The sequence below is a fragment of the Mesorhizobium sp. LCM 4577 genome (genome assembly GCF_001854795.2).
GTDB classification, from domain to species: Bacteria; Pseudomonadota; Alphaproteobacteria; order Rhizobiales; family Rhizobiaceae; genus Mesorhizobium; species Mesorhizobium plurifarium.
In genome coordinates this window covers 325,160-347,683 of record NZ_MDDU01000046.1, presented here as the reverse complement: position 1 = coordinate 347,683, position 22,524 = coordinate 325,160, and the positions used below count along the sequence as shown (strand labels likewise).

General features: G+C 64.6%; 21 protein-coding genes and 2 tRNA genes. 16 read left to right on the top strand and 7 right to left on the bottom strand.

Features of this window, described 5'->3' with window-relative positions; genetic code table 11:
- The first annotated feature begins 114 nt into the window (after positions 1-114).
- A complete protein-coding gene (locus LCM4577_RS28810) occupies positions 115-567 on the top strand; it encodes an Lrp/AsnC family transcriptional regulator (protein WP_040981793.1) in 453 nt (150 codons plus the stop codon).
- 381 nt (positions 568-948) lie between these two features.
- On the opposite strand, the gene LCM4577_RS28805 is transcribed toward LCM4577_RS28810, so the two are convergent.
- Genes LCM4577_RS28805 through LCM4577_RS28795 form a run of 3 tightly spaced genes read right to left on the bottom strand, consistent with a single transcriptional unit; the run spans position 949 to position 2,789 of the window.
- Positions 949-1,110, bottom strand: coding sequence for a hypothetical protein (locus LCM4577_RS28805; protein WP_198540272.1), 162 nt, complete (start codon positions 1,108-1,110; stop codon positions 949-951).
- A gap of 19 nt (positions 1,111-1,129) precedes the next feature.
- Complete coding sequence (locus LCM4577_RS28800; protein ID WP_071074376.1) at positions 1,130-2,338, bottom strand: cytochrome-c peroxidase; 1,209 nt, start codon at positions 2,336-2,338, stop codon at positions 1,130-1,132.
- Positions 2,339-2,345: 7 nt separating this feature from the next.
- Positions 2,346-2,789, bottom strand: coding sequence for a FixH family protein (locus tag LCM4577_RS28795; RefSeq protein WP_071033971.1), 444 nt, complete (start codon positions 2,787-2,789; stop codon positions 2,346-2,348).
- A 157-nt stretch (positions 2,790-2,946) separates the two neighbouring features.
- Here LCM4577_RS28795 and LCM4577_RS28790 point away from each other — a divergent pair, with 157 nt between their 5' ends.
- Entirely contained in the window at positions 2,947-3,864 is a 918-nt protein-coding gene (locus LCM4577_RS28790; RefSeq protein ID WP_071074375.1) for a sugar kinase, read from the top strand.
- Between the two features lie 45 nt (positions 3,865-3,909).
- Here the strand turns inward: LCM4577_RS28790 and LCM4577_RS28785 are convergent, their stop codons facing one another.
- From LCM4577_RS28785 to LCM4577_RS28775, 3 genes are all read right to left on the bottom strand, one after another.
- A complete protein-coding gene (locus LCM4577_RS28785; RefSeq protein WP_071074374.1) occupies positions 3,910-4,935 on the bottom strand; it encodes an aldose epimerase family protein in 1,026 nt (341 codons plus the stop codon).
- A 95-nt stretch (positions 4,936-5,030) separates the two neighbouring features.
- A complete protein-coding gene (locus LCM4577_RS28780) occupies positions 5,031-6,488 on the bottom strand; it encodes an NAD-dependent succinate-semialdehyde dehydrogenase (protein ID WP_071074373.1) in 1,458 nt (485 codons plus the stop codon).
- A 169-nt stretch (positions 6,489-6,657) separates the two neighbouring features.
- On the bottom strand, positions 6,658-7,608 hold the full coding sequence (locus LCM4577_RS28775; protein ID WP_040981803.1) for an AEC family transporter: 951 nt from the start codon (positions 7,606-7,608) through the stop codon (positions 6,658-6,660).
- 161 nt (positions 7,609-7,769) lie between these two features.
- On the opposite strand from LCM4577_RS28775, the gene LCM4577_RS28770 reads away from it, so the two are divergent.
- The 9 genes from LCM4577_RS28770 (at position 7,770) to LCM4577_RS28730 (ending at position 15,424) form a co-directional block, all read left to right on the top strand.
- Entirely contained in the window at positions 7,770-8,318 is a 549-nt protein-coding gene (locus LCM4577_RS28770) for a histidine phosphatase family protein (protein ID WP_040981805.1), read from the top strand.
- Positions 8,319-8,530: 212 nt separating this feature from the next.
- A tRNA-OTHER gene (locus tag LCM4577_RS28765) sits at positions 8,531-8,602 on the top strand.
- Positions 8,603-8,606: 4 nt separating this feature from the next.
- Positions 8,607-8,672, top strand: a tRNA-Lys gene (locus LCM4577_RS28760).
- Positions 8,673-9,033: 361 nt separating this feature from the next.
- Positions 9,034-10,176 (top strand): slipin family protein, encoded by a 1,143-nt coding sequence (locus LCM4577_RS28755; RefSeq protein WP_071033978.1) that lies wholly within the window; start codon positions 9,034-9,036, stop codon positions 10,174-10,176.
- 237 nt (positions 10,177-10,413) lie between these two features.
- Complete coding sequence (locus tag LCM4577_RS28750) at positions 10,414-10,695, top strand: acyl carrier protein (RefSeq protein WP_027167184.1); 282 nt, start codon at positions 10,414-10,416, stop codon at positions 10,693-10,695.
- Between the two features lie 70 nt (positions 10,696-10,765).
- Positions 10,766-11,953 carry a beta-ketoacyl-ACP synthase gene (locus LCM4577_RS28745; protein ID WP_071074372.1) on the top strand — a complete coding sequence of 396 codons (1,188 nt, stop codon included), beginning with the start codon at positions 10,766-10,768 and terminating at the stop codon, positions 11,951-11,953.
- 121 nt (positions 11,954-12,074) lie between these two features.
- Positions 12,075-13,346, top strand: a complete 1,272-nt coding sequence (locus LCM4577_RS28740; protein ID WP_071074371.1) for a beta-ketoacyl-ACP synthase — start codon at positions 12,075-12,077, stop codon at positions 13,344-13,346.
- 36 nt (positions 13,347-13,382) lie between these two features.
- Entirely contained in the window at positions 13,383-14,411 is a 1,029-nt protein-coding gene (locus LCM4577_RS28735) for a zinc-binding dehydrogenase (protein WP_071033983.1), read from the top strand.
- A gap of 20 nt (positions 14,412-14,431) precedes the next feature.
- Positions 14,432-15,424, top strand: a complete 993-nt coding sequence (locus LCM4577_RS28730; protein ID WP_071074370.1) for a lipid A biosynthesis lauroyl acyltransferase — start codon at positions 14,432-14,434, stop codon at positions 15,422-15,424.
- 7 nt (positions 15,425-15,431) lie between these two features.
- On the opposite strand, the gene LCM4577_RS28725 is transcribed toward LCM4577_RS28730, so the two are convergent.
- The gene (locus tag LCM4577_RS28725; RefSeq protein WP_071074369.1) at positions 15,432-15,863 is read right to left on the bottom strand and encodes a L,D-transpeptidase; all 432 of its coding nucleotides are present in this window, start codon (positions 15,861-15,863) and stop codon (positions 15,432-15,434) included.
- Positions 15,864-16,124: 261 nt separating this feature from the next.
- Between LCM4577_RS28725 and LCM4577_RS28720 the strand changes: the two genes are divergently transcribed.
- The 5 genes from LCM4577_RS28720 (at position 16,125) to LCM4577_RS28700 (ending at position 22,460) form a co-directional block, all read left to right on the top strand.
- Positions 16,125-17,402, top strand: a complete 1,278-nt coding sequence (locus LCM4577_RS28720) for an acetylornithine deacetylase/succinyl-diaminopimelate desuccinylase family protein (protein ID WP_071074368.1) — start codon at positions 16,125-16,127, stop codon at positions 17,400-17,402.
- A 115-nt stretch (positions 17,403-17,517) separates the two neighbouring features.
- Entirely contained in the window at positions 17,518-18,999 is a 1,482-nt protein-coding gene (locus LCM4577_RS28715) for an ABC transporter substrate-binding protein (protein ID WP_071074367.1), read from the top strand.
- Between the two features lie 28 nt (positions 19,000-19,027).
- A complete protein-coding gene (locus LCM4577_RS28710; RefSeq protein ID WP_071033993.1) occupies positions 19,028-19,975 on the top strand; it encodes an ABC transporter permease in 948 nt (315 codons plus the stop codon).
- A complete protein-coding gene (locus LCM4577_RS28705; RefSeq protein WP_071033995.1) occupies positions 19,972-20,841 on the top strand; it encodes an ABC transporter permease in 870 nt (289 codons plus the stop codon). The genes LCM4577_RS28710 and LCM4577_RS28705 overlap by 4 nt, the downstream gene beginning before the upstream one ends.
- The gene (locus LCM4577_RS28700; RefSeq protein ID WP_071074366.1) at positions 20,838-22,460 is read left to right on the top strand and encodes an ABC transporter ATP-binding protein; all 1,623 of its coding nucleotides are present in this window, start codon (positions 20,838-20,840) and stop codon (positions 22,458-22,460) included. Before LCM4577_RS28705 ends, LCM4577_RS28700 begins: the two co-directional genes overlap by 4 nt.
- Positions 22,461-22,524 lie beyond the last annotated feature (64 nt).

The window sequence follows — 22,524 nt, the reverse complement described above, 5'->3', positions numbered from 1 at the left end:
CGGATGGCGCAAGCTAGCACAGCTGCGAATTCCAGTCGGTCCAAAGAAATCGACAGGATAGTCCATTCGATCTATCATATAGGCATCATTTCCAATTTTTTGACTGCCATTTCGATGACCGAAGACCAATTGGACCGCATCGACCGCAACATCCTGTCCGCGCTGGGGCGCGATGGCCGGCTTTCGATGTCTGAGCTGGCTTTGAAGGTCGGGCTGTCGAAGACGCCGGTGCAGGCGCGCGTGAAGCGGCTGGAGAAGGATGGCTATATCAGAGGCTACCGCGCAGTCATCGACCGCGAACGCATGGGCGAAGGCCATGTCGCCTTCGTCCAGGTGAAGCTGTCGGACACGCGCTCGGCAGCGCTCGACGCCTTCAACCGCGCGGTACAGGGCGTGCCGGAGATCGAGCAATGCCACATGATGGCGTCGAGCTTCGACTATTTGCTGAAGGTTCGCACCACCGACATCGCCGCCTATCGCCGGGTCCTCGGCGAGCGCATCTCGGCCCTGCCCCATGTCGCGCAGACGTCGACCTTCGTGGCGATGGAGACGGTGAAGGATCGGTAGTTCCCCGACACAGGGATTTTGAAAGGCTGCCGTTTGCCTTGGTGCAAGATTTTCCGTCATGTCCGTGAAATCAGCGCAAACGCCGGGGGATTTGTTGAAGCCGCCCCAACCTCGTCATTCTATGGCGGAGCAAGGAGCGAAGCGACGCGCGCAGACCATAGAATCCATTCCGTGACTTCGAAGAGTTGCTGCGGTGCAGAATTCTGCTCCGTTGTATGCCTTGGCGAAGATAACGGCATGGATTCCAGGGTCTCCGCGACGGAGCTTCGCTCCTGCTCCGCCCTGGAATGACGATCGCGATGGGCGTTTCGGCCAATCTCCAACGCATGCCACCTGACAACGCAAACAGAGCCGACCGGTCAAAATCCCTGTGCGGTGCCCTTAGTGCGAGGCTTTCTTAATCTGATCGATCTCCTCGCTGGTCCTTATCAATGCCTCGGCGATCGCAAATTCCGCCTCCAAGGCTTCGAATTCAGCTACAAATTCCGGGTCGTTAAACCAGTCCTTGGCAGCATCTTCGACGGGAACTGTTTTTCGGTTCATGGGATCACCTCTTATCCCTTTATTCCGACAGCGTCTTCAGGAACGCCACCAGCGCCGCTCGCTCGCGATCGGACAGATCGAGCGGATGAACCTCCGACACGCCTTCCACACTGAGCGGCGCCTTCGAATAATGCGCCACCACCTCGTCGAGCGTCGCGAACTGCCCGGCATGCATGTAAGGGGGCCGGCTTGCGGCGCCCCTGAGCGACGGCGTCTTGTAGGCGCGCATGAGTTGCGGCCCGTCCTTGACCATGAAGCGCAGCTCGCGGCAGGCGCTCTCGTCGCCGTCGCGGAACTTGCCGAGACAGTTGAACGGATCGTCCTCGACCTGCGCCACGGCGTCCACCCGCCCGCGGTCCGGCGGCAGGCCGTCTACCGGCGGCACGCCGGTGTTGTGGAAGGCGTTGTCGGTGAAGCGCGGGCCGTTATGGCAGGTCACGCAATTCGCCTTGCCGATGAACAGTTTCAGCCCGAGAATCTCTTCCGGCGAGAACGCCGCATCCCCTTCCGGCTTGGCGCCGGTCGCGAGATCGATGGCGAAGCGGTCGAAGCGCGTCTGCTCAGGCTCGATCGAGCGCTCGAAGGCGGCGAGCGCCTTGCCGATATTGGCATAGACGCGATTGACGTCGTCTTGCTGGCCAGCGGGCATGGCGTTCCACGCCGCCTTCTCGGCATCCGTGCCGAGCGGGCTGGCATTGGCCGGCACGGTGGAAAGGTCCGGCATCGGTCCGAAGATGCGCTCGTAGCGCTCGCCGAACCGCTTCTTGATGTAATGCGCGAAAGCAGCCCGATTGCCGGCCTGCTCCAGCGGATTTTCAAGCGGCGTCAGCGCTTGCGCCCACAGGCTGTCGCGCCTTCCATCCCAGAAGAACCACGGATTGCGCGCCACGCCGGCCAACGGCATCGTACGGCGGTTGGTATGGCCGACGCCGACCGCTTGCGGCAGGTCGTCCTGGAACTGGCGGTCGATCTTGTGGCAGGTCGAGCAGGACACGGTGCCGTCTCGGCTCATGCCGGCATCGAAGAACAGCGTCGAGCCAAGCGCCGCGGCCGCCGGCACGTCGCCGTACTGGTTCGTGGTGTCAGGTTTCAGGGACGGCAGCGTGTTCAGCGCCAGCCATGCAATGATCTTCTTCTCGGCGTCGCTGAACTGCGGCTCGCCGCAGCCGCCTAACAAGGCGAGAGCGGCCAAAGCCAGCAGGCTTGCAATGCTGGCAATGCGCCTCATGACCCGCTCACAACACGACGTTGAAGACGACGGAATCGGATCCGGCCGCCGCCGAAATACCGAAGTGCAGCTGCCACCAGCCGCTCATCGTGAACTTCACGCCATCGATGCGATACCGCCCCTGGCCGAGATAATCGGTCGCCTGCGGACTGGTCGGCAGGCCGTGATCGTGCTGCGGCATCCCGCCCGAAACGGTGATGGCGGCGCCTTCCACCGGCGCGCCGGCGGCGGTCTTCAGCGTCAGCAGCCAGGACTGCAGCTCGCCCTGCCGGACGACGCCGCGCTCCGGCTCGAAGCTCGCGATGAACAGGCCGTTCGCCGTCTTTTTCGAGCGCGACAGATCCGGGCCGGACGCCGATTGCGGCAACGTCAGATAGACGGCGGCCACAATGCCGACCAGCAGGGCGGCCAGACCGAGACCCGCAAGAATGTAACGCCATATCGATGCCAAACCCGTTCCTCTTCGGCTGCTAACGTCGCGGGCCGCTTGTCGCGTCCCGCCCTGCCTGTGGGAAATCGCTTCTGGCGCAAAATTCGCCGCTCGCCAAGCATGGCGCTGCCGGCCGCAAAAAGCTACAGCAACAACATCTTAGGAAGGGATAGCCCGCATGGCCAAAGGTATCGCGTCGATCGGCGAATGCATGCTGGAACTGTCGGRCCAGAGCGGCTCGAACTGGCGCATGAGCTTTGCCGGCGACACTTTCAACACGCTCTGGGCGTTGCACGCCTTGAGCCCGGAACGGCCCGCGACCTATGTGTCGGCCTTCGGCGACGACCCCTTCTCGCGCGACCAGATCGCTTTCTTCGATCAGAACGGCATCGGCATAGGCAACAGTCCGGTCATCGCCGGCGCACGCCCCGGCCTTTACGCCATAACGCTCACCGGCGCCGAGCGCGCCTTCACCTACTGGCGAAGCGACGCTGCCGCGCGCCAGCTCGCCTCCGATCCGGCAGCCTTGGCGAACAGCCTTGAAAACCAGGCGCTTGTCTATTTTTCCGGAATCACCCTGGCAATTCTGGACGAGGCCGCGCGGAAAACTTTGCTGACGGCCATAGTTGCGGCCCGCCAGGCCGGCTCGCTCGTCGCCTTCGACCCGAACTACCGCCCGCGTCTGTGGCCGAGCCGCGAGATGGCCCAGGCCGCGATCCTGGAGGCGCTCGCCGTGACCGACATCGCGCTGCCGACCTTCCCGGACGAGCAGATGCTGTTCGGGGACCAGACGCCGCAGGCAACGGCGGAGCGCCTTGGCAAGTTGACTGGCGAAGTCGTGGTCAAGAATGGCGAGCAGCCGGCCCTGATTGCGCTGAACGGCGCTTCGCAAATCGTCGACGCGGTGCATGTAGCCACGCCTGTCGACACCACGGGTGCCGGCGATTCCTTCAACGGCGGCTACCTCGCCGCGCGGCTTGCCGGCCATGCGCCCGCCGACGCCGCCCGCCGCGCGCACAAAGTCGCCGCCGCGGTGGTGCAGGTTCGCGGCGCGCTGGCGCCGTTTGAGACGTTGAGACCCGCCTTCGACAGTTAAGCAATATCGAAGCTTAAGCAGACCTCACTTCAATACCATCAAACTTCAGGGCAGCCGGAACCGATATTCGGTCACCTGATGATAGATCTGTCCCGGCCAGAGCGTGGCCTGCGGGAAATAGGGCCGGTTCGGTGCGTCCGGCCAGGTCTGCGCTTCGAGGCAAAGGCCCGAAAACGCCTTGTAGCGGCGGCCCTCGAGCCCCGGCGATGTCGGCGCGACATACTGGCCGATGTAGAGCTGCAGTCCGGGCTCGGTGGTCCAGACCTCCATCTCGACGCCGGAATTGGCGCCCTGCACCCAGGCCGCCTGGTGCAGCGGCCCGCGGCTGGACGCCAGGCAGTAATTCAGGTCGTAGCGAAGCTGCTCGCCTTCCATTTCCATGCGCAGCGGCCGCGCCTGCCGGAAGTCGTAAGGCGTGCCGTCGACGGGCTTCACGACGCCGGTCGGGATCATCTCGTCATCGACGGGCGTGTAGGCGCCGGCGTTGAGCATCAGCCGGTGGTCGAGGATGTCGCCGGCCCCGCCATCGTCGAGATTGAAGTAGGAATGCTGCGCGAGGTTGCACAGCGTCGGCTCCTCGCAGGTCGCCGTCAGCTCCATGCTGAGCGTGCCGGGTATCTTCAGCCGGTAGGTGCAGGTGACGTCGAGCGCGCCGGGAAAGCCCATGGCGCCGTCCGGGTCGTGCAGCGTCAGCGTCACGAAATCGCGGCCGTGCAGCGAGACGGCCCATGGCCGGTGGAAATAGCCTTCCGAGCCGCCATGCAGCGTATGCTTGCCGAGAAAATTGCGCTCGGTCTGGTAGCGCTTGCCCGCGATGGTGAAACGGCCGCCGCCGATGCGGTTGGCGAAGCGGCCGACGACGGCGCCGAAGAAGGCGCGGTCGGTCTCGTAGGGTTCGAAACGGTCGTAGCCCAGCACCAGCGGCGCATCATGGCCGCTGAGCCTGAGATCCTGGACGATCGCGCCGAGTCCGATGATGTTGGCGGTAAGGCCGCCGCCGCGGATGGTGAAACGGCGAACCGGCTCGCCCGCCTGCGTCGTGCCGAAGACCTCGCCGTCTTTCATCGCCATGCTCGAAGTGCCAGTTCTCGATCCTTGGATTTAGGCCGGCTGTGTCTTGTCCGGCAAGGGCAGGCGTTTCGCCTGCCCTGCTCTATGGACAATTATCAGAGCCCCAGGCCGCCGAAGCAGGCATATTTGGTGTCGAGATAGTCCTCGATGCCCTGGTGCCCGCCTTCGCGGCCGAGGCCGGATTCCTTGACGCCGCCGAACGGCGCCTCCGGCGTGGTGATCAGGCCTTCATTGACGCCGACCATGCCATATTTCAGGCCTTCCATCACCCGGAAGGCGCGGCCGAGATCGCCGGTGTAGAAATAGGCCGCCAGGCCGAACTCGGTGTCGTTGGCCAAGGCGATCGCTTCTTCCTCGGTCTCGAACTTGAACACCGGCGCGATCGGCCCAAAGATCTCTTCCTTCATGAAGCGCATGTTCGGCGTGGCGTTCGAGATCACCGTCGGCTGGAAGAACGAGCCGCCCAGCGCATGGCGCTTGCCGCCGGTGACGACCTTACCGCCCTTCGACGTCGCGTCGGCGATGAATTCCTCGACCTTCTCGACCGCCTTCTCGTCGATCAGCGGTCCCTGCTGGACGCCTTCCTCGAGGCCCGAGCCGACTTTCAGATTGTTGCTGGCGGCGGCGAGCTTTTCGACGAACTTGTCGTAGATGCCGGCCTGGACGAGGAAACGGTTGGTGCACACGCAGGTCTGGCCGGAATTACGGTATTTCGCGGTGATGGCGCCGGCCACCGCGCGGTCTACATCGGCGTCGTCGAAGACCAGGAACGGCGCGTTGCCGCCGAGCTCCATCGACACTTTCTTGACCGTCGAGGCCGACTTCTGGATGAGCAGCTTGCCGACCTCGGTCGAGCCGGTGAAGGTGATCTTCTTGACCAGCGGATTGGTGCAGAGCTCGTCGCCGATCTCGCCGGCCGAACCGGTGACGATATTGACGACACCTTTCGGGAAGCCGACTTCCTCCACCAGCGCGCCCCAGGCGAGGCCCGAATAAGGCGTCTGCGAGGCGGGCTTCACCACCGCGGTGCAGCCGGCAGCCAAAGCCGGGYCGATCTTGCGGGCAAGCATGGAGGACGGGAAGTTCCACGGCGTGATGGCGGCGATGACGCCGACCGGCTCCTTGGTCACCAGGATACGGCGGTCGCCCCATGGCGAGGGCACGATATCGCCATAGACGCGGCGGCCTTCCTCGGCGAACCACAGGATATAGCTTGCTGCCGAGCCGATCTCGCCCTTGGACTCGGTGAGCGACTTGCCCTGCTCGATGGTGAGCAGTTCGGCCAGCACGTCCTGATTGTCCATCATCGCGTCATGCAGCTTGCGCAGCAGCTTCGAGCGCTCGAGCGCGGTGGTCTTGCGCCAGCTCTTGAAGGCTTGCTCCGCAGCCTCGATGGCCCTGCGGGTCTCGGCCTTGCCGGCCTTCGGCACGGTGCCGATCTTCAGGCCCGTCGCCGGATTGTTGACATCGATGGTCTGGCCGCTGTCGGCCTGCACCCATTCGCCATTGATGAGATTGGCCTGGCGCATGAAATGGCTGGTTTTCTGAAGCATGGTCTGGCCTCCGTTCGGCGCGCTGATCGGGCCGTTTTTCTGGAAATCCGTTGAGGCGTGCTCAAGAGCCGCACGCCGGCGCATTGCTCTTACCTAGGGAAAGGCGGGCAGGCAATCACAAGATGGCATATAGGGGTTGGGCCAACAAAGGCGAGAGCGCTCGGCCCCTCTAGCCGAAGATGTGGATCACCACCGTCAGCCAGAACGACGTGGTCACCACCGCGCTGGCGGTGGCAAGGGTCATCTGGTTCGAGGCCAGCGCTTGGCCGGTGTTGAACTGGACGGCGATCAGGTAGGAATTGATGCCCGAAGGCAGTGCAGCAACCACCACCGCGACCTTGGCCGTCAGCGGCGGCAGGCCGAGCAGCCACACGAAAGCCAGCACCAGCGCCGGCATCAGGAACAGCTTCAGACCCGACAGCGCCAGCGCCGGCCGGATATTGCCGGAGATGCCGAAGCGGCGCAGGCTGAGCCCCATGGCGAACAGCGCCACCGGGCCGGCCGTATCCGCCAGCGTGTCGACCAGCCGCTCGACGAGGTCGGGCAGCGGCAAGCCGGTAAGGCGCCAAGCGAGCCCCGCCAGGATGCCGATGATCAGCGGATTGATGAACAGCCGCCTGAGGAAGCTTTTGACGACGCGCAGCGGATGGACCGTCTCGCCGCTGCCGCGCCCGAACATCTCGAACAGCACGATCGAGGCCATCATCATGATCGGCAGGTGCACCGAGACCAGCAGCGACAGCACCTCGAAGCCGCTGGCGCCGAAGATGCCGAGGATGAAGGGCGCGCCGAGCAGCACGACATTGGAATAGGCCGACGACACGCCGCCGACGATGCCGGCGCGGGCATCTCGCCCGAAGATGCGCGTCATCACCAGATGGCCCCCGGCCCAGGTGATGGCCACGGCCGCGAAATAGGCGCCCCATAGCGACCACGGCGTGACGCCGTGGAAATCCGATTTGACCATGGTCTGGAACAACAGCAGCGGCATCGCCACGTTGACGGCGAATTCGGAAATGCCCTCCCCGCTCGCCGGCTTCAGATAGAAGGTGAGCCCGGCCAGATAGCCGAGCGCCACGAGGCTGAAGACGAAGAGGACGGTTTCGGTAAGCGGAGTCATTTTCTGGGTAGGGTCATTTCTCCCGTGATAGGCGAGCCCTGATCGCCGTGCAATTGGCGCCGCGCGCTCTCCCCCCGGCGCCTCTGCTTGTTTTCCAGTCCGCTTTGCGATCCCTATATGCCCTCACGGCCTTCCCCCGCCGGGCCGTCAAAGGACTTCCGATGCTGCGAATTGTTCTGGCGCTTTTTCTCCTGGCTGTTCCGAGCCTTGCCCACGCGACCGACGCCGGCTGGGCGTTGCTGCGCGACGGCGGCCATGTCGTGCTGCTTCGCCACGCTTTTGTCACCGGGGCGACCGACCCGGCCAATTTCGACATCGGCAATTGCGCGACGCAGCTCAACCTGTCGGAGCGCGGCAAGCAGCAGGCAAGCCGCATCGGCGCACTCTTCGCGGCGCGCGCGGCGCCGATCGACCACGTGCTCTCCAGCCGCTATTGCCGTTGCCTCGACACGGCCCGCATCGCTTTCGAATCCGAACCGCAACCCTTCGCGCCGCTCGACCTGCTCAAGACCGACCCGGCCGAAAAGACCGCGCAAATGGAAGCGGTGATGAAGGAGATCCGCGGCTATTCCGGCTCCGACAATCTGGTGCTGGTCACGCATCTGGAAAACATCGAGGCGCTCACCGGCATAGCGCCGCGCGAGGGCGAGGCCGTGGTGGTGGCACCGGAAGGCGACGCCCTCAAGGTGCTCGGTCGCGTCACTTTCTAAGGCGTCGCGCCGACCGGTGTTGCCGAAATACAACTCCTGGAAGAAGCCGCAAATCCGTCGCGACAATGCCGCTTGCGACAACCCGTCGCAGGGTCTATAGGCGCGCTCCCGGTCACGAAAACCGAAGCGAGCACAACGGTTGGAGCTTTCGTCTCCGCCCGCGCAGCCGGCTCTGCCACACTGTGTACGGCGCCGTTTCGGGGATAGGGATTGCGGATGTAGCTCAGAGGTGAGAGCGCCGGATTTGGGTCCGGAGGTCGGGGGTTCGAGTCCCTTCATCCACATCGCGGATAGCTCAGAGGGTAGAGCATCAGATTTTTAATCTGACTGTCGAAGGTTCGATTCCTTCTCCAACGGCCTGATAAGCCGACACCTTCAGGTGGTGTTATCCAAAGGTCCGGGGACCGGAATGCGAGGATTTCACGGACGACAGGGCTTCGGCCTCGCCGGCCCGCGACGTCCTGCGCCATCGGCTCGCGGCCAGGCCCGCGGTGACGATCAAGGCGCGACGCGGCCGGCAAAGGAAGCTTCGGCTTCCGGCGCCCGCTTCGCCGCCCCGCGATCCGCTCCCAAGGGTCCGCCGTGGATCGATGCCACCGGTCCCCGGATCATTCGTGCCCGGACATGAAGTACGACGACGAAACGAGAAACGAAAAGGATGATCGACGCATGACGTGACGCCTCGCATGGGGCCATGCCCGACAGGAGTAAGACAATGAAGACCATTCTCGAAAAGCTTCTTGGACGCCAGCGCGTCCTCGTGAAGGAAAATGAACGTGCCGTCGCCCTCTACAAGGGCGAGATCCAGGCGATCCTGATGCCGGGCGAACATTGGCTCGCCAACCGGCGCGGAAACCTGGAAATCTCCAGGCACGACCTGAAGAACCCGGAATTCGTTTCGGCTTACGAGAAGGCGTTGTTCGACAAGCTCCCGGATGTGGCCGCGCGTCACTTCACCGTCGTCCGCACCGGGCGCACGGACATCGCCGTCGTCGAGCGCGACGGCGCCCTCCACGCTGTTCTGTCTCCGGACCGCAAGCTCGTGCTTTGGACCGATGCCGGACCGTGGAAGGTGACGACTGTCGACACGGCGGCCGATCTGGCTGTCGATCCGGCCCTGATGCGCCGGATCGGCCAGGCCCGGAAGACGGAGCATGTGTTCCTGCATCCGGTCGTGGACGGTCAGGTCGGGCTGTTGTTCGTGGACGGCGTCTTTGCCCGCACACTTGCCGCGGGCGTGCACGCCTTCTGGAATGTCGGGCGCATGGTCCAGGTGAAGGTCGTCGACATCAAGCGCCAGTCGCTCGATGTCGCCGGGCAGGAAGTGCTGACCAGGGATCGCGTGACGATCCGCGTCAACATCGCCGCCGAATACCGGGTCGTCGATCCGGTGACGGCGGTGAGCACGGTGAAGGACTTCTCGGAAGCCCTCTACCGCGCCCTGCAGTATGCCTTCCGCAAGACGCTTGGCGCGCTCACGCTCGACCAGATCCTCGACAAGAAGGTGACGGTCGACAAGGACGTGGCGGCCAAGGTGCGCGACGACATGGCCGCGATCGGCGTCGAGGTCAGCGATATCGCTCTCAAGGATGTGATCCTGCCGGGCGACATGCGCGAGATCCTCAACCAGGTGGTTTCGGCCGAGAAGCAGGCCGAGGCCAACGTCATCCGCCGCCGCGAGGAGACGAACGCCACGCGTTCGCTCCTCAACACGGCCAAGGTGATGGCCGAGAACCCGGTGATGCTGCGGCTGAAGGAGCTCGAGGCTCTCGAAGCCATCGCCGGCAAGGTCGAGCGGCTCACCGTCCACAACGGGACGGGCGGGCTGCTCAACGATCTGGTCAAGCTCCGCGACTGATGCATGTCGCCCAAAAACGGTTCCGGCTTCGGGACAACGACATGCATCGACATCGAAAGCTGACGTCGCGTAAAATGGGAAGGGCCGCCGGGTAGACCGGCGGCCCTTCTTGCGTTTCCCTGGCCCCTACTCATCTGCCCTCGGCGCATCAGGCCTTTTCCTGCCGGGAAAAACCGATTAGACAGCGCCCAAAGCAAGATGCGGACAGATTCCGCCCGCAACCCGAAGGAAGAGCCCTTGTCCACCACGTTCGAGAAAGTCGCCAAGATCATTGCCGACACCAGCGAGATCGATATCGACACCATCACGCCCGAGAGCCACACCATTGACGATCTCGGCATCGACAGCCTCGATTTCCTCGACATCGTCTTCGCCATCGACAAGGAATTCGGCATCAAGGTACCGCTCGAGAAGTGGACGCAGGAAGTCAATGACGGCAAGGCTTCGACCGACGATTACTTCGTCATGAAGAACCTGTGCGCCAAGATCGACGCGCTGGTCGCGGCCAAGGCCGCCTGAAGCGGCTGGGGCGCGGTCTTGACGCGCCCTGCCAGCTGACCCACAACAGCCGCCCCCGCAACAGGCACCCATGAGTTCTCACGACGTCGTCATCACCGGCATCGGCCTTATCTCCTCATTGGGAGAAGGCCCCGACGCGCATTGGCAGAAGCTGACGCAGCCTGGGTTCCAGCCGGTGCTCGATGCGGCACGCTTCGCGCCCTATACCATCCATCCCCTGCCCGAGATCGACTGGAACCTGCAGATCGCCAAGCGCGGCGACCAGCGCCAGATGGAGACCTGGCAGCGGCTCGGCACCTATGCCGCGGGCCTCGCGTTGGACGATGCCGGCATCAAGGGCAACGACGAGCTCTGCACCACGATGGACATGGTGGTGGCGGCCGGTGGCGGCGAGCGCGACGAGGCCGTCGACGCCGCGATCCTTGCGGCCTCCGAGAGCCGCAACGACCGCGACGTGCTGCTCAACGAGAAGCTGACCACGGAACTGCGGCCGACTTTGTTCCTTGCCCAGCTCTCCAACCTGCTCGCCGGCAACATCTCCATTGTCCACAAGGTCACCGGTTCCTCCCGCACCTTCATGGGCGAGGAAGGTGCCGGCGTTTCGGCCGTCGAGACGGCGGCCGCCCGCATCCGTTCGGGACAGTCGACCCATGTTCTGGTCGGCGGCGCCTTCCAGACCGAGCATTCCGACATGCTGCTCGGCTACGAGCTTGCCGGCTACCTGCATCGCGGGCCTTGGAAGCCGGTCTGGCAGCGCCAGGGCTCCGAAGGCGGCGGCGTGGTAACGGGCTCGGGCAGCGCCTTCCTCGTGCTCGAACAGCGCGAGCACGCAAAAAAACGCGGCCGCAAGATCTACGCCGAGCTTGGCCCTGTTGTCTCCGGCCGCGCCAGGCGCCGGCAAGGCGAGTTGAATGCAGGGATTGCCGCGCTGTTGAAGCAGGCCCACCTTCCCGATGGCGACCTGCTGACGATTTCCRCCGCCTCCGGCGCGCACGTCGCAACCGCGGCCGAAAAAGCGGTGCTCGACGCCAACCCGGCTTTGGCCGTGCGCGCCTTCTCGACGCTGACCGGCCATATGAAGGAAGCGCAATTCCCCTTTGCGGTTGCGCTCGCGGCAATGGCCGTGGACCGTGGGGCCGGCTATCCTGTCTTCGATGCCACGGCGGAGCGCCCATTCGGAGGCGCCCCCAATTCCGTCCTTGCAACCGCGATCGGCTATCACCAATTCGAGGGTCTGGGGCTGATCAAGGCCGCTTAGAGCAATTCCAGGAAGGCGCGTAGCGGTTTTCCGTCCGGATTGCGTGAAAACAAAGAGTTAGAGCGGCTTGGTGATTCTATGAAACGAACCGCTGAACCGCTCTAGAACGAGGCAATAGAACATGGCCAATCTTCGCGATCACATGGGTCGGCCGATTGTCGCGGTGACCGGCATCGGCGTGGTGACGTCGCTGGGTGTCGGCAAAAAGGACAATTGGGCGGCGCTGACCTCGGGCAAATCCGGCATCCATCCGATCACCCGCTTTCCCGTCGACCACCTCAACACCCGCATTTCCGGCATGGTCGACTTCCTGCCCTCGAGCTCGAAGGGCGCCAGCCACCTCACTTACGAACTGGCCGAGACGGCGGCCCAGGAGGCCGTCTCGGAAGCTGGCCTCGATTCCGGCGATTTCGCCGGCCCGCTGTTCCTGGCTTCGCCGCCGGTCGAGCTCGACTGGGCCGACCGTTTCTCGCTCTATAATTCCGACAAGAATGACGGCGGCGCCGAAAGGCTGCTGCGAGTGGCGCGCGGGCTGAAGGAGCTCGACATCTTCGAGACCACGCAGTTCGGCTCGATCGCCGACCAGCTGGCCGACCGCTTCGGCACGCGCGGCCTGCCGATCACTTTATCCACCGCCTGCGCCTCGGGCGCCACTGCCATCCAGCTCGGCGTCGAGGCGATCCGGCGCGGCGAGTGCGACAAGGCGCTGTCGATCGGCGCCGACGGCTCGGCCACCGCCGAGGCGCTGATCCGCTTCTCGCTGCTGTCGGCGCTCTCCACCCATAACGACATCCCCGAGAAAGCGTCAAAACCCTTCTCCAAGGACCGCGACGGCTTTGTCCTGGCCGAAGGCTCCGGCGCGCTGGTGCTGGAATCGCTGGAGGCCGCCCTTGCCCGCGGCGCGACCATCCTCGGCATCATGCGCGGCTGCGGCGAGCGCGCCGACGACTTCCACCGAACCCGCTCCAAGCCCGATGCTTCGCCGGCGATCGCCACGGTGCGCGCTGCCCTTGCCGATGCGGGCCTCAGCGAAGACGAGATCGACTATGTCAACGCGCACGGCACCTCGACGCCGGAAAACGACAAGATGGAGCACCTGTCGCTGTCGACGGTGTTCGGCGAGCGGGTCGGCTCGATGCCGATCTCTTCGAACAAGTCGATGATCGGCCACACGCTGTCCGCCGCCGGCGCGGTCGAGGCCGCGTTCTCGCTGATGACCATGCGCGAGAGCGTCATCCCGCCGACCATCAATTACGACAATCCCGATCCGGCTATTGTCCTCGACGTGGTGCCGAACAAGAAGCGCAACGCCGAAGTCGGCACGGTCTTGTCGAATTCCTTCGGCTTCGGCGGTCAGAACACTTGCCTTGTCATGGCGCGGGAACCGGTCTAAGCGGACTTTTTCAGCCAGACTGAACCGACAGGCCACATGCGCGCATTGCAACTTATCGAGGACCGCCGTCTCGAAACGGTGGACCTGACGCCTCCCCCGCCGCCTTCACTGGGCGAAGTGACGCTCCGCATCAAGGCGGTGGCGCTCAACCATATCGACGTCTGGGGCTGGCGTGGCATGGCCTTCGCCAAGCGCAAGCTGCCGCTGGTCGTCGGCGCCGAGGCTGCCGGCGAGGTCGAGGCGGTCGGCCCCGGCGTCTCCAACCTGCTGCCGGGACAGTTGGTGTCGATCTACGGCGCGCGCACCTGCGGGTTGTGCCGCGCCTGCCGCGAAGGCCGCGATAATCTCTGCGAGCACGTTTCCGGGGTCCACGGCTTCCATCTTGACGGCTTTGCGCAGGAAAAGATCAACCTGCCGGCCCGCCTCCTGGTGCCCGCTCCCCCCGGCGTCACGGAAATCGGCGCCGCGGTCGCTCCTGTCACCTTCGGCACCGTCGAGCACATGCTGTTCGACAATGCCAGACTGGAACCCGGCGAAACCATCCTTGTCCATGCCGGCGGTTCCGGCATCGGCACCGCCGCTATTCAACTCGCCAAGAGGATGGGTTGCACGGTGATCACCACGGTCGGCTCCAACGACAAGATCGACAAGGCCAAGGCGCTTGGCGCCGACCACGTCATCAACTACCGCGAGGACCGTTTCGAAGGCGTCGTGCGCAAGCTGACGAAGAAGAAGGGCGTCGACGTCGTGTTCGAACATGTCGGCGCCGACACCTTCGCCGGCTCGATGTTGTCCCTGAAGCGCGGCGGGCGCCTCGTCACCTGCGGCTCGACCTCCGGCGTGTCGACGCAGGTCAACCTCATGCAGCTCTTCCAGCAGCAGCTGAAGCTGCTAGGCTCCTTCGGCTGCCGCATGGAGAACATGGCCAACGCCATGCAGAAGATGGCCGCCGGCCTCGTCGCCCCCGTCATCGATACGGAGGTGGGCTTCGACGACATCGATGCGGCGCTGAAGCGCATGGAAGGCCGCGACGTCTTCGGCAAGATCATCCTGCGCGTTTCCTAAAGCAATTCCAGGAAAGGCGGATGGTCGGCAACGCGCTCAGGAAAGCCCGCCGGGACTTCATGTTCCGCTACGGCCGGCGGCTGCGCCAGATGGAGCACTGGCTGGTCGCCAGGCTCGCCATCGTGTTGCTCTCGCTGCTACGCCTGTTGCCGCCGGACAGCGCGCTCAACTTTGCCGACCGCGCCGCCCGCCGGGTCGGTCCGCTGGTCGGGCGCCACCGCGTGGCGGTCAACAATCTGCGCCTTGCCTATCCGCAGAAGAGCGACGCCGAGATCGAGGCCATCGCGCGCGACATGTGGGGCAACATGGCCCGTCTCGCGGCCGAATATATCTTCCTCGACGCGCTGTTCGACTTCGACCCGGACGCTTCGAAGCCGGGGCGGGTCGAGGTTCGCGGTATCGAGCATTTCGTCGAGATCGCCGGCGAAAAGAAGCCGCATATCCTGTTCACCGGCCATCTCGGCAATTTCGAGTTGCTGCCGGTGGCCGCCGCCACGTTCGGCATGAACATCACGGCGCTGTTCCGCCCGCCGAACAATCCTTACCTCGCCGACTACATCCACTCCACGCGCCGCTCCTCGATGGGCGCCCTGCTGCCCTCCGCCGCCGGAGCGTCGTTCGCCCTTGCCGCCATCCTGGAAAAGGGCGGCAATATCGGCGTGCTGGTCGATCAGAAATTCTCGGGCGGCGTGGAGACGACTTTCTTCGGCCGTCCATGCCAGACCAATCCGATGCTTGGCATGCTCGCCCGTCACTATGACTGCGATGTCTACCCCGCCCGCTGCGTCAGGCTGCCGGGCAACCGCTTCCGCCTGGAAATCGAGGACAAGCTGACCCTGCCGCGCACCAGCGACGGCAGCGTCGACGTTGATGCCGCCACCCAGCTTCTCACCGACGTGGTCGAGCGCTGGGTGCGCGAAGATCCCGGACAGTGGATGTGGTTCCACAAGCGCTGGGAAATCAGCGGCCGCCGCCGCAAGCGCGCAAAGGCGAAGGCGGCAGCCGGCCAGTAATCGGCTTTCAGTTGGTGACGACGATCCGCGTGTTGCCGAAGCCGACTTCCTTCACCATCGTGTAGAAGGTCGCCGCATTGGCCGGGTGCAGGCGCACGCAGCCATGCGAGGCCGGGCGCCCGAGATTTCTCACCGACCCGGTGCCGTGAATAGCGTAGCCGCCATGGAAGAACACCGAATAGGGCATCGGCGAGTTGTCGTACTTGCGCGAATACCACATCCGGGCGGTCCATTGCGGCCGGTAGCTGCCGCGCGGCGTGAAGTAGCCCTTGCGCGCGGTCGACACGCTCCAGCGATAGACCACCTGGCCGTATTTGCTGACGGTCATGGTCTGCGACGAGACGTCGATGTTGGCGACCAGCGTTGCCGCCCGGCTTGCGATGGACGTGCCGAACAACGCGGTTGCCAGCACGGTTGCCATGAGAACGAACTTTTTCATGCGATCAAACCCCTTTGATTGCCCCCTGCCATCCACGCGGTTTTCCATCTTTTTGCCGGCAGGTGCGTTAAGTACCACACACTCGTTGACGAATCCGCCAATCCGATGCGGTGAATTTGAACGATTTTCCCGGTATAGTTGCCGCCGCGACACGCACCCTCTGGAGTTTAGGCAGGGGCGTTGGGCCATGCCCGGATCGTCGAGTGGCAATGAGCGACTGCTTGCTTGCAAAAGTGCTGCGTTCCTTCTTCAATCCGCCGCATGGATGAACGACTTCTCAAGGCGGTCGAGGACCGGACCGACGACCTCGTTGCGCTGACCGCGGACCTGATCCGCTTCCCAACCGTCAACCCGCCAGGCGAGGCCTACCGGCCATGCGCCGAGTTTCTTGGCGCCCGCCTGAAGAAACTCGGCTTCGAAACCGAATTCATCCGTGCCGAAGGCGCGCCAGGCGATAGCGACCGCTATCCGCGCGTCAACGTCGTCGCCCGCTTCGATGGCCGCTCGCCCGGCCCCTGCGTGCATTTCAACTCGCATATCGACGTGGTCGAGGCCGGCGACGGCTGGACCGTCGATCCCTTTGCCGGCGTGGTGAAGGACGGCAGGGTCTATGGCCGCGGCGCCTGCGACATGAAGGGCGGCCTGGCCGCTTCGGTCATCGCCGTCGAAGCCTTCATGCGCACCCATCCCGACTTTCCCGGCGCCATCGAGATATCGGGCACGGCGGACGAGGAATCGGGCGGTTTCGGCGGCGTCGCCCATCTGGCCAGGCTCGGCTATTTCTCCAAGCCGAAGGTCGACCACGTCATCATCCCCGAGCCGTTGAACAAGGATCGCATCTGCCTTGGCCATCGCGGCGTCTGGTGGGCCGAGATCGAGACCAAGGGCGAGATCGCGCATGGCTCGATGCCGTTCCTCGGCGACAATGCGGTGCGCCATATGGGCGCCGTCCTGCAGGCCTTCGAGGAGGAATTGTTCCCGGCGCTCGACCGCAAGATGACGCGCATGCCCGTGGTGCCGGAAGGCGCCCGACGCTCGACCATGAACATCAATTCCATCCATGGCGGCCAGACGGAGGATTTCCGGCCGGGCCTCCCCTCGCCCAACGTGCCGGATTCCTGCCGGCTCACCATCGACCGGCGCTTCCTGCTGGAAGAGGACATCGCCACCGTGAAAGGCGAAGTCACCGGCATCCTCGAGYGGCTGAAGCGCGAGCGCAGGAAATTCGACTACGAGATCCGCGACCTGATGGAGGTGCTGCCGCTGATGACCGAGCGCGACGCGCCGGTGGTGAAGGCTGTCGCCAAAGGCATCATGGAGGTGTTCGACCGCGAGCCCGACTATGTGATCTCGCCCGGCACCTATGACCAGAAGCATGTCGCGCGCCTCGGCCATCTCTATGACTGCATCGCCTATGGCCCGGGCATTCTCGACCTTGCGCATAGGCCGGACGAATGGGTGGGCATCGCCGACATGGTGGAATCGGCCAAGGTGATGGCGATCGGCCTCAACGTGCTCTTGCGCGGCACGACCGGCTGATACGCAAAAACATTCCGCCTGGCGCCGCTGGGCAGCACGAAACGCAATTTACTCGCGAGCGAAATCACGCTTCTATCCGCCAGCTTGAGCACGTTTGAGCAATGGGAGTTCAGCGATGAAACTGTGGAAGACCATCCTGGCCGCGGCTGTGCTGTCGCTTGCCGCCGCCACGTCGGCCTTTGCCGCGCGCACCGATCTCACGCTCGGGATCGTGCTCGAGYCGCCGCATCTCGATCCGACCGCCGGCGCGGCCGCGGCCATCGGCGAAGTCACCTATGCCAACGTCTTCGAAGGGCTGACGCGCATCGACGACAACGGCCAGGTTCAACCCGCTCTCGCCGAGAGCTGGGCCGTCTCCGACGACGGCAAGGTCTACACGTTCAAGCTGCATTCCGGCGTGAAGTTCCACGATGGCTCGGCCTTCAGCGCCGGCGACGTGAAATTCTCGCTGGACCGGGCGCGCGCCAAGGATTCGCTCAATCCGCAAAAGCAGCTCTTTGCCCACATCACCGACGTCGCGGCGGTCGACCCGGCAACCGTCAAGGTCACTCTCGACGGGCCGCAGGGCGGTTTCCTTTACGACATGGGCCAGGTTGCGGCGGTGATCGTGGCGAAGGGTTCGGCCGACGGCAACAAGGACAAGCCGATCGGCACCGGTCCATTCAAGCTCGATCACTGGGCCAAGGGTTCCGAGATCACGCTGGTCAAGAACCCGGACTACTGGGGTACGCCTGCCGCGCTCGACAARGCGACATTCCRCATCGTGCCCGACGCCRCCGCGGCTRTCCCCGCATTGCTCTCGGGCGACATCCAGGCTTTCGCCAACATGCCGGCACAGGACGCGCTCGCGCAGGTCCAGTCCGATCCGCGCTTCAGCGTCGTGATCGGCRCGACCGAGGGCGAGACGATCCTGTCGATCAACAACAAGAAGCCACCCTTCGACAAGCTCGCGGTGYGCCAGGCGCTCGCCTCGGCGATCGATCGCAATGCCATCATCGCGGCCGCCTCGAACGGTCTTGGAAAGCCGATCGGCTCGCATTTTTCGCCAGGCGACGCGGGCTATGTCGATCTCACCGGCGTCTATCCGCACGACATCGCCAAGGCCAAGGCGTATCTGAAGGAAGCGGGACTGGAGAACGGCTTTTCGGCCACGATCAAGCTGCCGCCCGTGCCCTACGCACGCGACGGCGGCCAGGTTATTCAGTCCCAGCTGAAGGAGATCGGAGTCAATCTGCAGATCATTCCGGTCGAGTGGGCGGAGTGGCTGAGCCAGGTCTTCACCAACAAGGACTACGACCTGACGATCGTTTCCCATGTCGAGCCAAACGACATCGATATCTATTCGCGGCCCGGCTACTATTTCCAGTACGACAATCCGAAGTTCAACGATGTCATCAAGGAGCTCGGCACCACGGTCGACAAGGACAAGAGGCTGGAGCTGCTGGGCGAGGCGCAGAAGATTCTCGCGCACGACGTGCCCGCCGTCTACCTGTTCGAGCTGCCGAAGATCGGCGTCTGGGACGCCAAGCTGCAGGGCATGTGGACGAACTGGCCGATCGAGGCGGATGATCTGACCAAGGTGAAGTGGACGGATTGAGCCTGGCGCGATCGCCCGATCGCTTCCCATGACCGCCTATCTCCTGAAACGCCTGATCATCGCGGCCCTCACCCTGGTGCTGGCCTCGATGGTGGTGTTCGCGGTCATGGAAATCCTGCCCGGCGATCCGGCGCGCCTGATGCTGGGCATGAATGCCAGCGCCGACCAGGTTGAAGTGCTGCGCGACCAGATGGGGCTGAACGCGCCGCTGGCGCTGCGCTACCTGCACTGGGCGGGCGGCTTGCTCAGCCTCGATTTCGGCCGCTCCTACACCTATTCGGTGCCTGTCATCGACCTGGTGCGCGAACGCATTGCCGTCTCCCTGCCCCTGGCGCTGATCGCGCTGGCGCTCTCGACCATCATCGCCATTCCGGTCGGCGTATTCTCGGCCAGCCGCCAGGGCCGTGCCGGCGACACGCTGGCGATGGGCGCGGCCCAGCTCGGCGTCGCCGTGCCGAATTTCTGGTTCGCGCTGATGCTGATCTATCTCTTTGCCGTCTGGCTGCATCTGGTGCCGGCCGGCGGCTTTCCGGGCTGGGGCGCCGGTATCTGGGCGGCGTTGAAATCCCTGATCTTGCCGGCCATCGCTCTCGCGTTGCCGCAGGCGGCGATCCTGGCGCGCGTCGCCCGCTCGGCGCTGATCGAGGTGCTCAACGAAGACTATATCCGCACCGCGCGCGCCAAGGGCCTGCCCTACCGCGCCGTGCTGTGGCGCCACGCGCTGCGCAACGCCATGATCCCGGTGCTCACCATCCTCGGCCTGCAATTCGCCTTCCTGCTTGCGGGCACCATCATCATCGAGAATGTCTTCTATTTGCCGGGCCTCGGCCGGCTGATCTTCCAGGCCATCACCCAGCGCGACCTGATCGTGGTCGAAAGCATCGTCATGCTGCTGGTCGCCGCCGTGATCCTCATCAACCTCCTCGTCGATTTCTCCTACGCTATCGTCGACCCGCGCCTCAGGGGCCGGCAATGACCATGCGCATCGACCTCCCCAAGGAAACCATCGCCGGCGTGCTGGCCAAGGCCTTCGGCAACCGCTCCTTCCTGATCGGTCTGGCCATCACGCTGCTGATCGTGGCCATGGCGCTGCTGTCCTTCGTCTGGACGCCGTACGACGTCACCAAGCTGGTGATCGCCGACAAGACGCAGGCGCCCTCGGCGGCGCACTGGTTCGGCACCGATCATTTCGGCCGCGACATCCTGTCGATGGTCATGGTCGGCGCCCGCAATTCGATTGCGGTGGCGCTGGTCGCCGTCGGCATCGGCATGGGCATAGGCGTCCCGCTCGGCGCCTTCGCGGCGGCGCGCGGCGGACTGGCCGACGAGGCGCTGATGCGCGTCAACGATCTCGTCTTCGCCTTCCCGGCCTTGCTTTCGGCGATCATGATCACCGCCATCTTCGGCCCGGGCGCCGTCAACGCCATCATCGCCATCGGCATCTTCAACATCCCGGTCTTCGCCCGTGTGGCGCGGGCCGGCGCTTTAGCCATCTGGCCGCGCGAATTCATCCTCGCCGCGCGCGCCGCCGGCAAGGGCATGACGCGGATCAGCATCGAGCACATATTGCCCAACATCGCGACGCTGCTGCTCGTCCAGGGCACGATCCAGTTCGCGCTGGGCATCCTTGCCGAGGCCGGGCTTTCCTATGTCGGCCTCGGCGCCCAACCGCCGATGCCGAGCTGGGGCCGCATGCTGTTCGACGCGCAGACACGCATGGTGACCGCGCCCTGGATGGCGATCTTTCCCGGCATGGCCATCGTCATCACCGTGCTTGGGCTGAACCTGCTCGGCGACGGCCTCGCCGACATCCTCGATCCGAAATCGCGGCGGCGCCGATGAGCCTGCTCGAGATCGAGAACCTGTCGCTGGCGATCGGCGCCACGCCGATCCTCAAAGGCGTCGACCTGACCGTCGCACCCGGCGAGGTGGTCGGTCTGGTCGGCGAATCCGGCTCCGGCAAGTCGATGACGGCGCTGACGATCATGCGGCTTTTGCCGCATCTGGCGCGCACTGAGGGCCGCGTCGCCTTCGACGGCATCGACATCCTCGGCGCGACCGAAGACCAGATGTGCGCCTTGCGCGGCGACGATATCGGCATGGTCTTCCAGGAGCCGATGACGGCGCTCAATCCAGTCAAGACCATCGGCGAGCAGGTCGCCGAAGGTATCCGCTGGCACACCAAGGCGGGCCGCGCCGAGGCGGAAGAGCGCACACGAAAAATCCTCGACCGCGTCGGGCTGCCGGAGGCCAAATTCCCGCTGTCGCGCTACCCGCACGAACTGTCGGGCGGCCAGCGCCAGCGCGTTGTCATAGCCATCGCCTGCGCGCTGAAACCGAAGCTCCTGATCGCCGATGAGCCGACGACGGCGCTCGACGTGGTGCTGCAGGCCCAGATCCTCGACTTGCTGCGTGATCTGGTGCGTGAGAACCGCATGGGCCTGTTGCTCATCTCGCACGACCTGGCGGTCGTGACCGAGATGGCTGATCGCCTGACCATCCTGCGCCGTGGCGAGGTGACGGAGGCTGGCGAAACCGCGCGCACGCTGTCGGAGCAACAACATCCCTACACGCGCGAGCTGGCGTTGGCCTCCATGCACGTGCCGGCGCGGCCGAAACCGCACCTTGCCGGGTCGGCGAAGCCCTTGCTCGACGTCGAGGGCGTCGGCCGGGTGTATCCGGGGCGGCGCATATCGCTGTTGCGGCCGACAGAGCCGATTCGCGCCGTCAACGATGTCTCGCTCACCATCGAGCCCGCGCAATCGGTGGCGCTGGTCGGCCGCTCGGGTTGCGGCAAGTCCACGCTTGCCCGCATGATCCTCGCCCTGGACAAGCCGACGGCGGGCACGATCCGCTTTCGCGGCGAGCCCATCACAGGCAAGCCGGAACAGGCGCTGAGGCCGGCCCGGCGCGACATGCAGGTGGTGTTCCAGGACCCTTACGGCTCCTTCGATCCGCGCCAGAAGGTGGAGAAGCTGGTGGCCGAGCCGCTGCATCTTCTGGAAAAGCAGCCGGCAAAGGCCGAGCGTCGCGAGATGGTCGCGAATGCGCTGCACGAAGTCGGGCTCGGCCCGCGCGACATGGACAAATATCCGCATGAGTTCTCGGGCGGCCAGCGCCAGCGCCTGTCGATCGCGCGGGCCATCATCACCCGCCCGAAGCTGGTGGTCGCAGACGAGCCGGTCTCGGCGCTGGACGTCTCCATCCGCGCCCAGATCCTCGACCTCTTCGCCGAGCTCAACCAGAAGCTCGGCATCGCCTACCTCTTCATCACCCACGACCTGACGGTCGCCCGCGCCATGGCGGACGAGGTGCTGGTCATGCATGAAGGCAGGATCGTCGAGCGCGGCCGGGCCGCCGACGTGCTCGATCATCCGCGCTCGGAAGCCGCGCAGGCACTGGTCGCGGCCGCACCCGACCTGCACCGCGCGATCGCGCGCAAAATGCAGGAACAGGGGTAGACGAACAGCCTTTTGTTTGACGCAATTCCGGACGGAAAACCGCTTCGCACTTTTCCTGGAATTG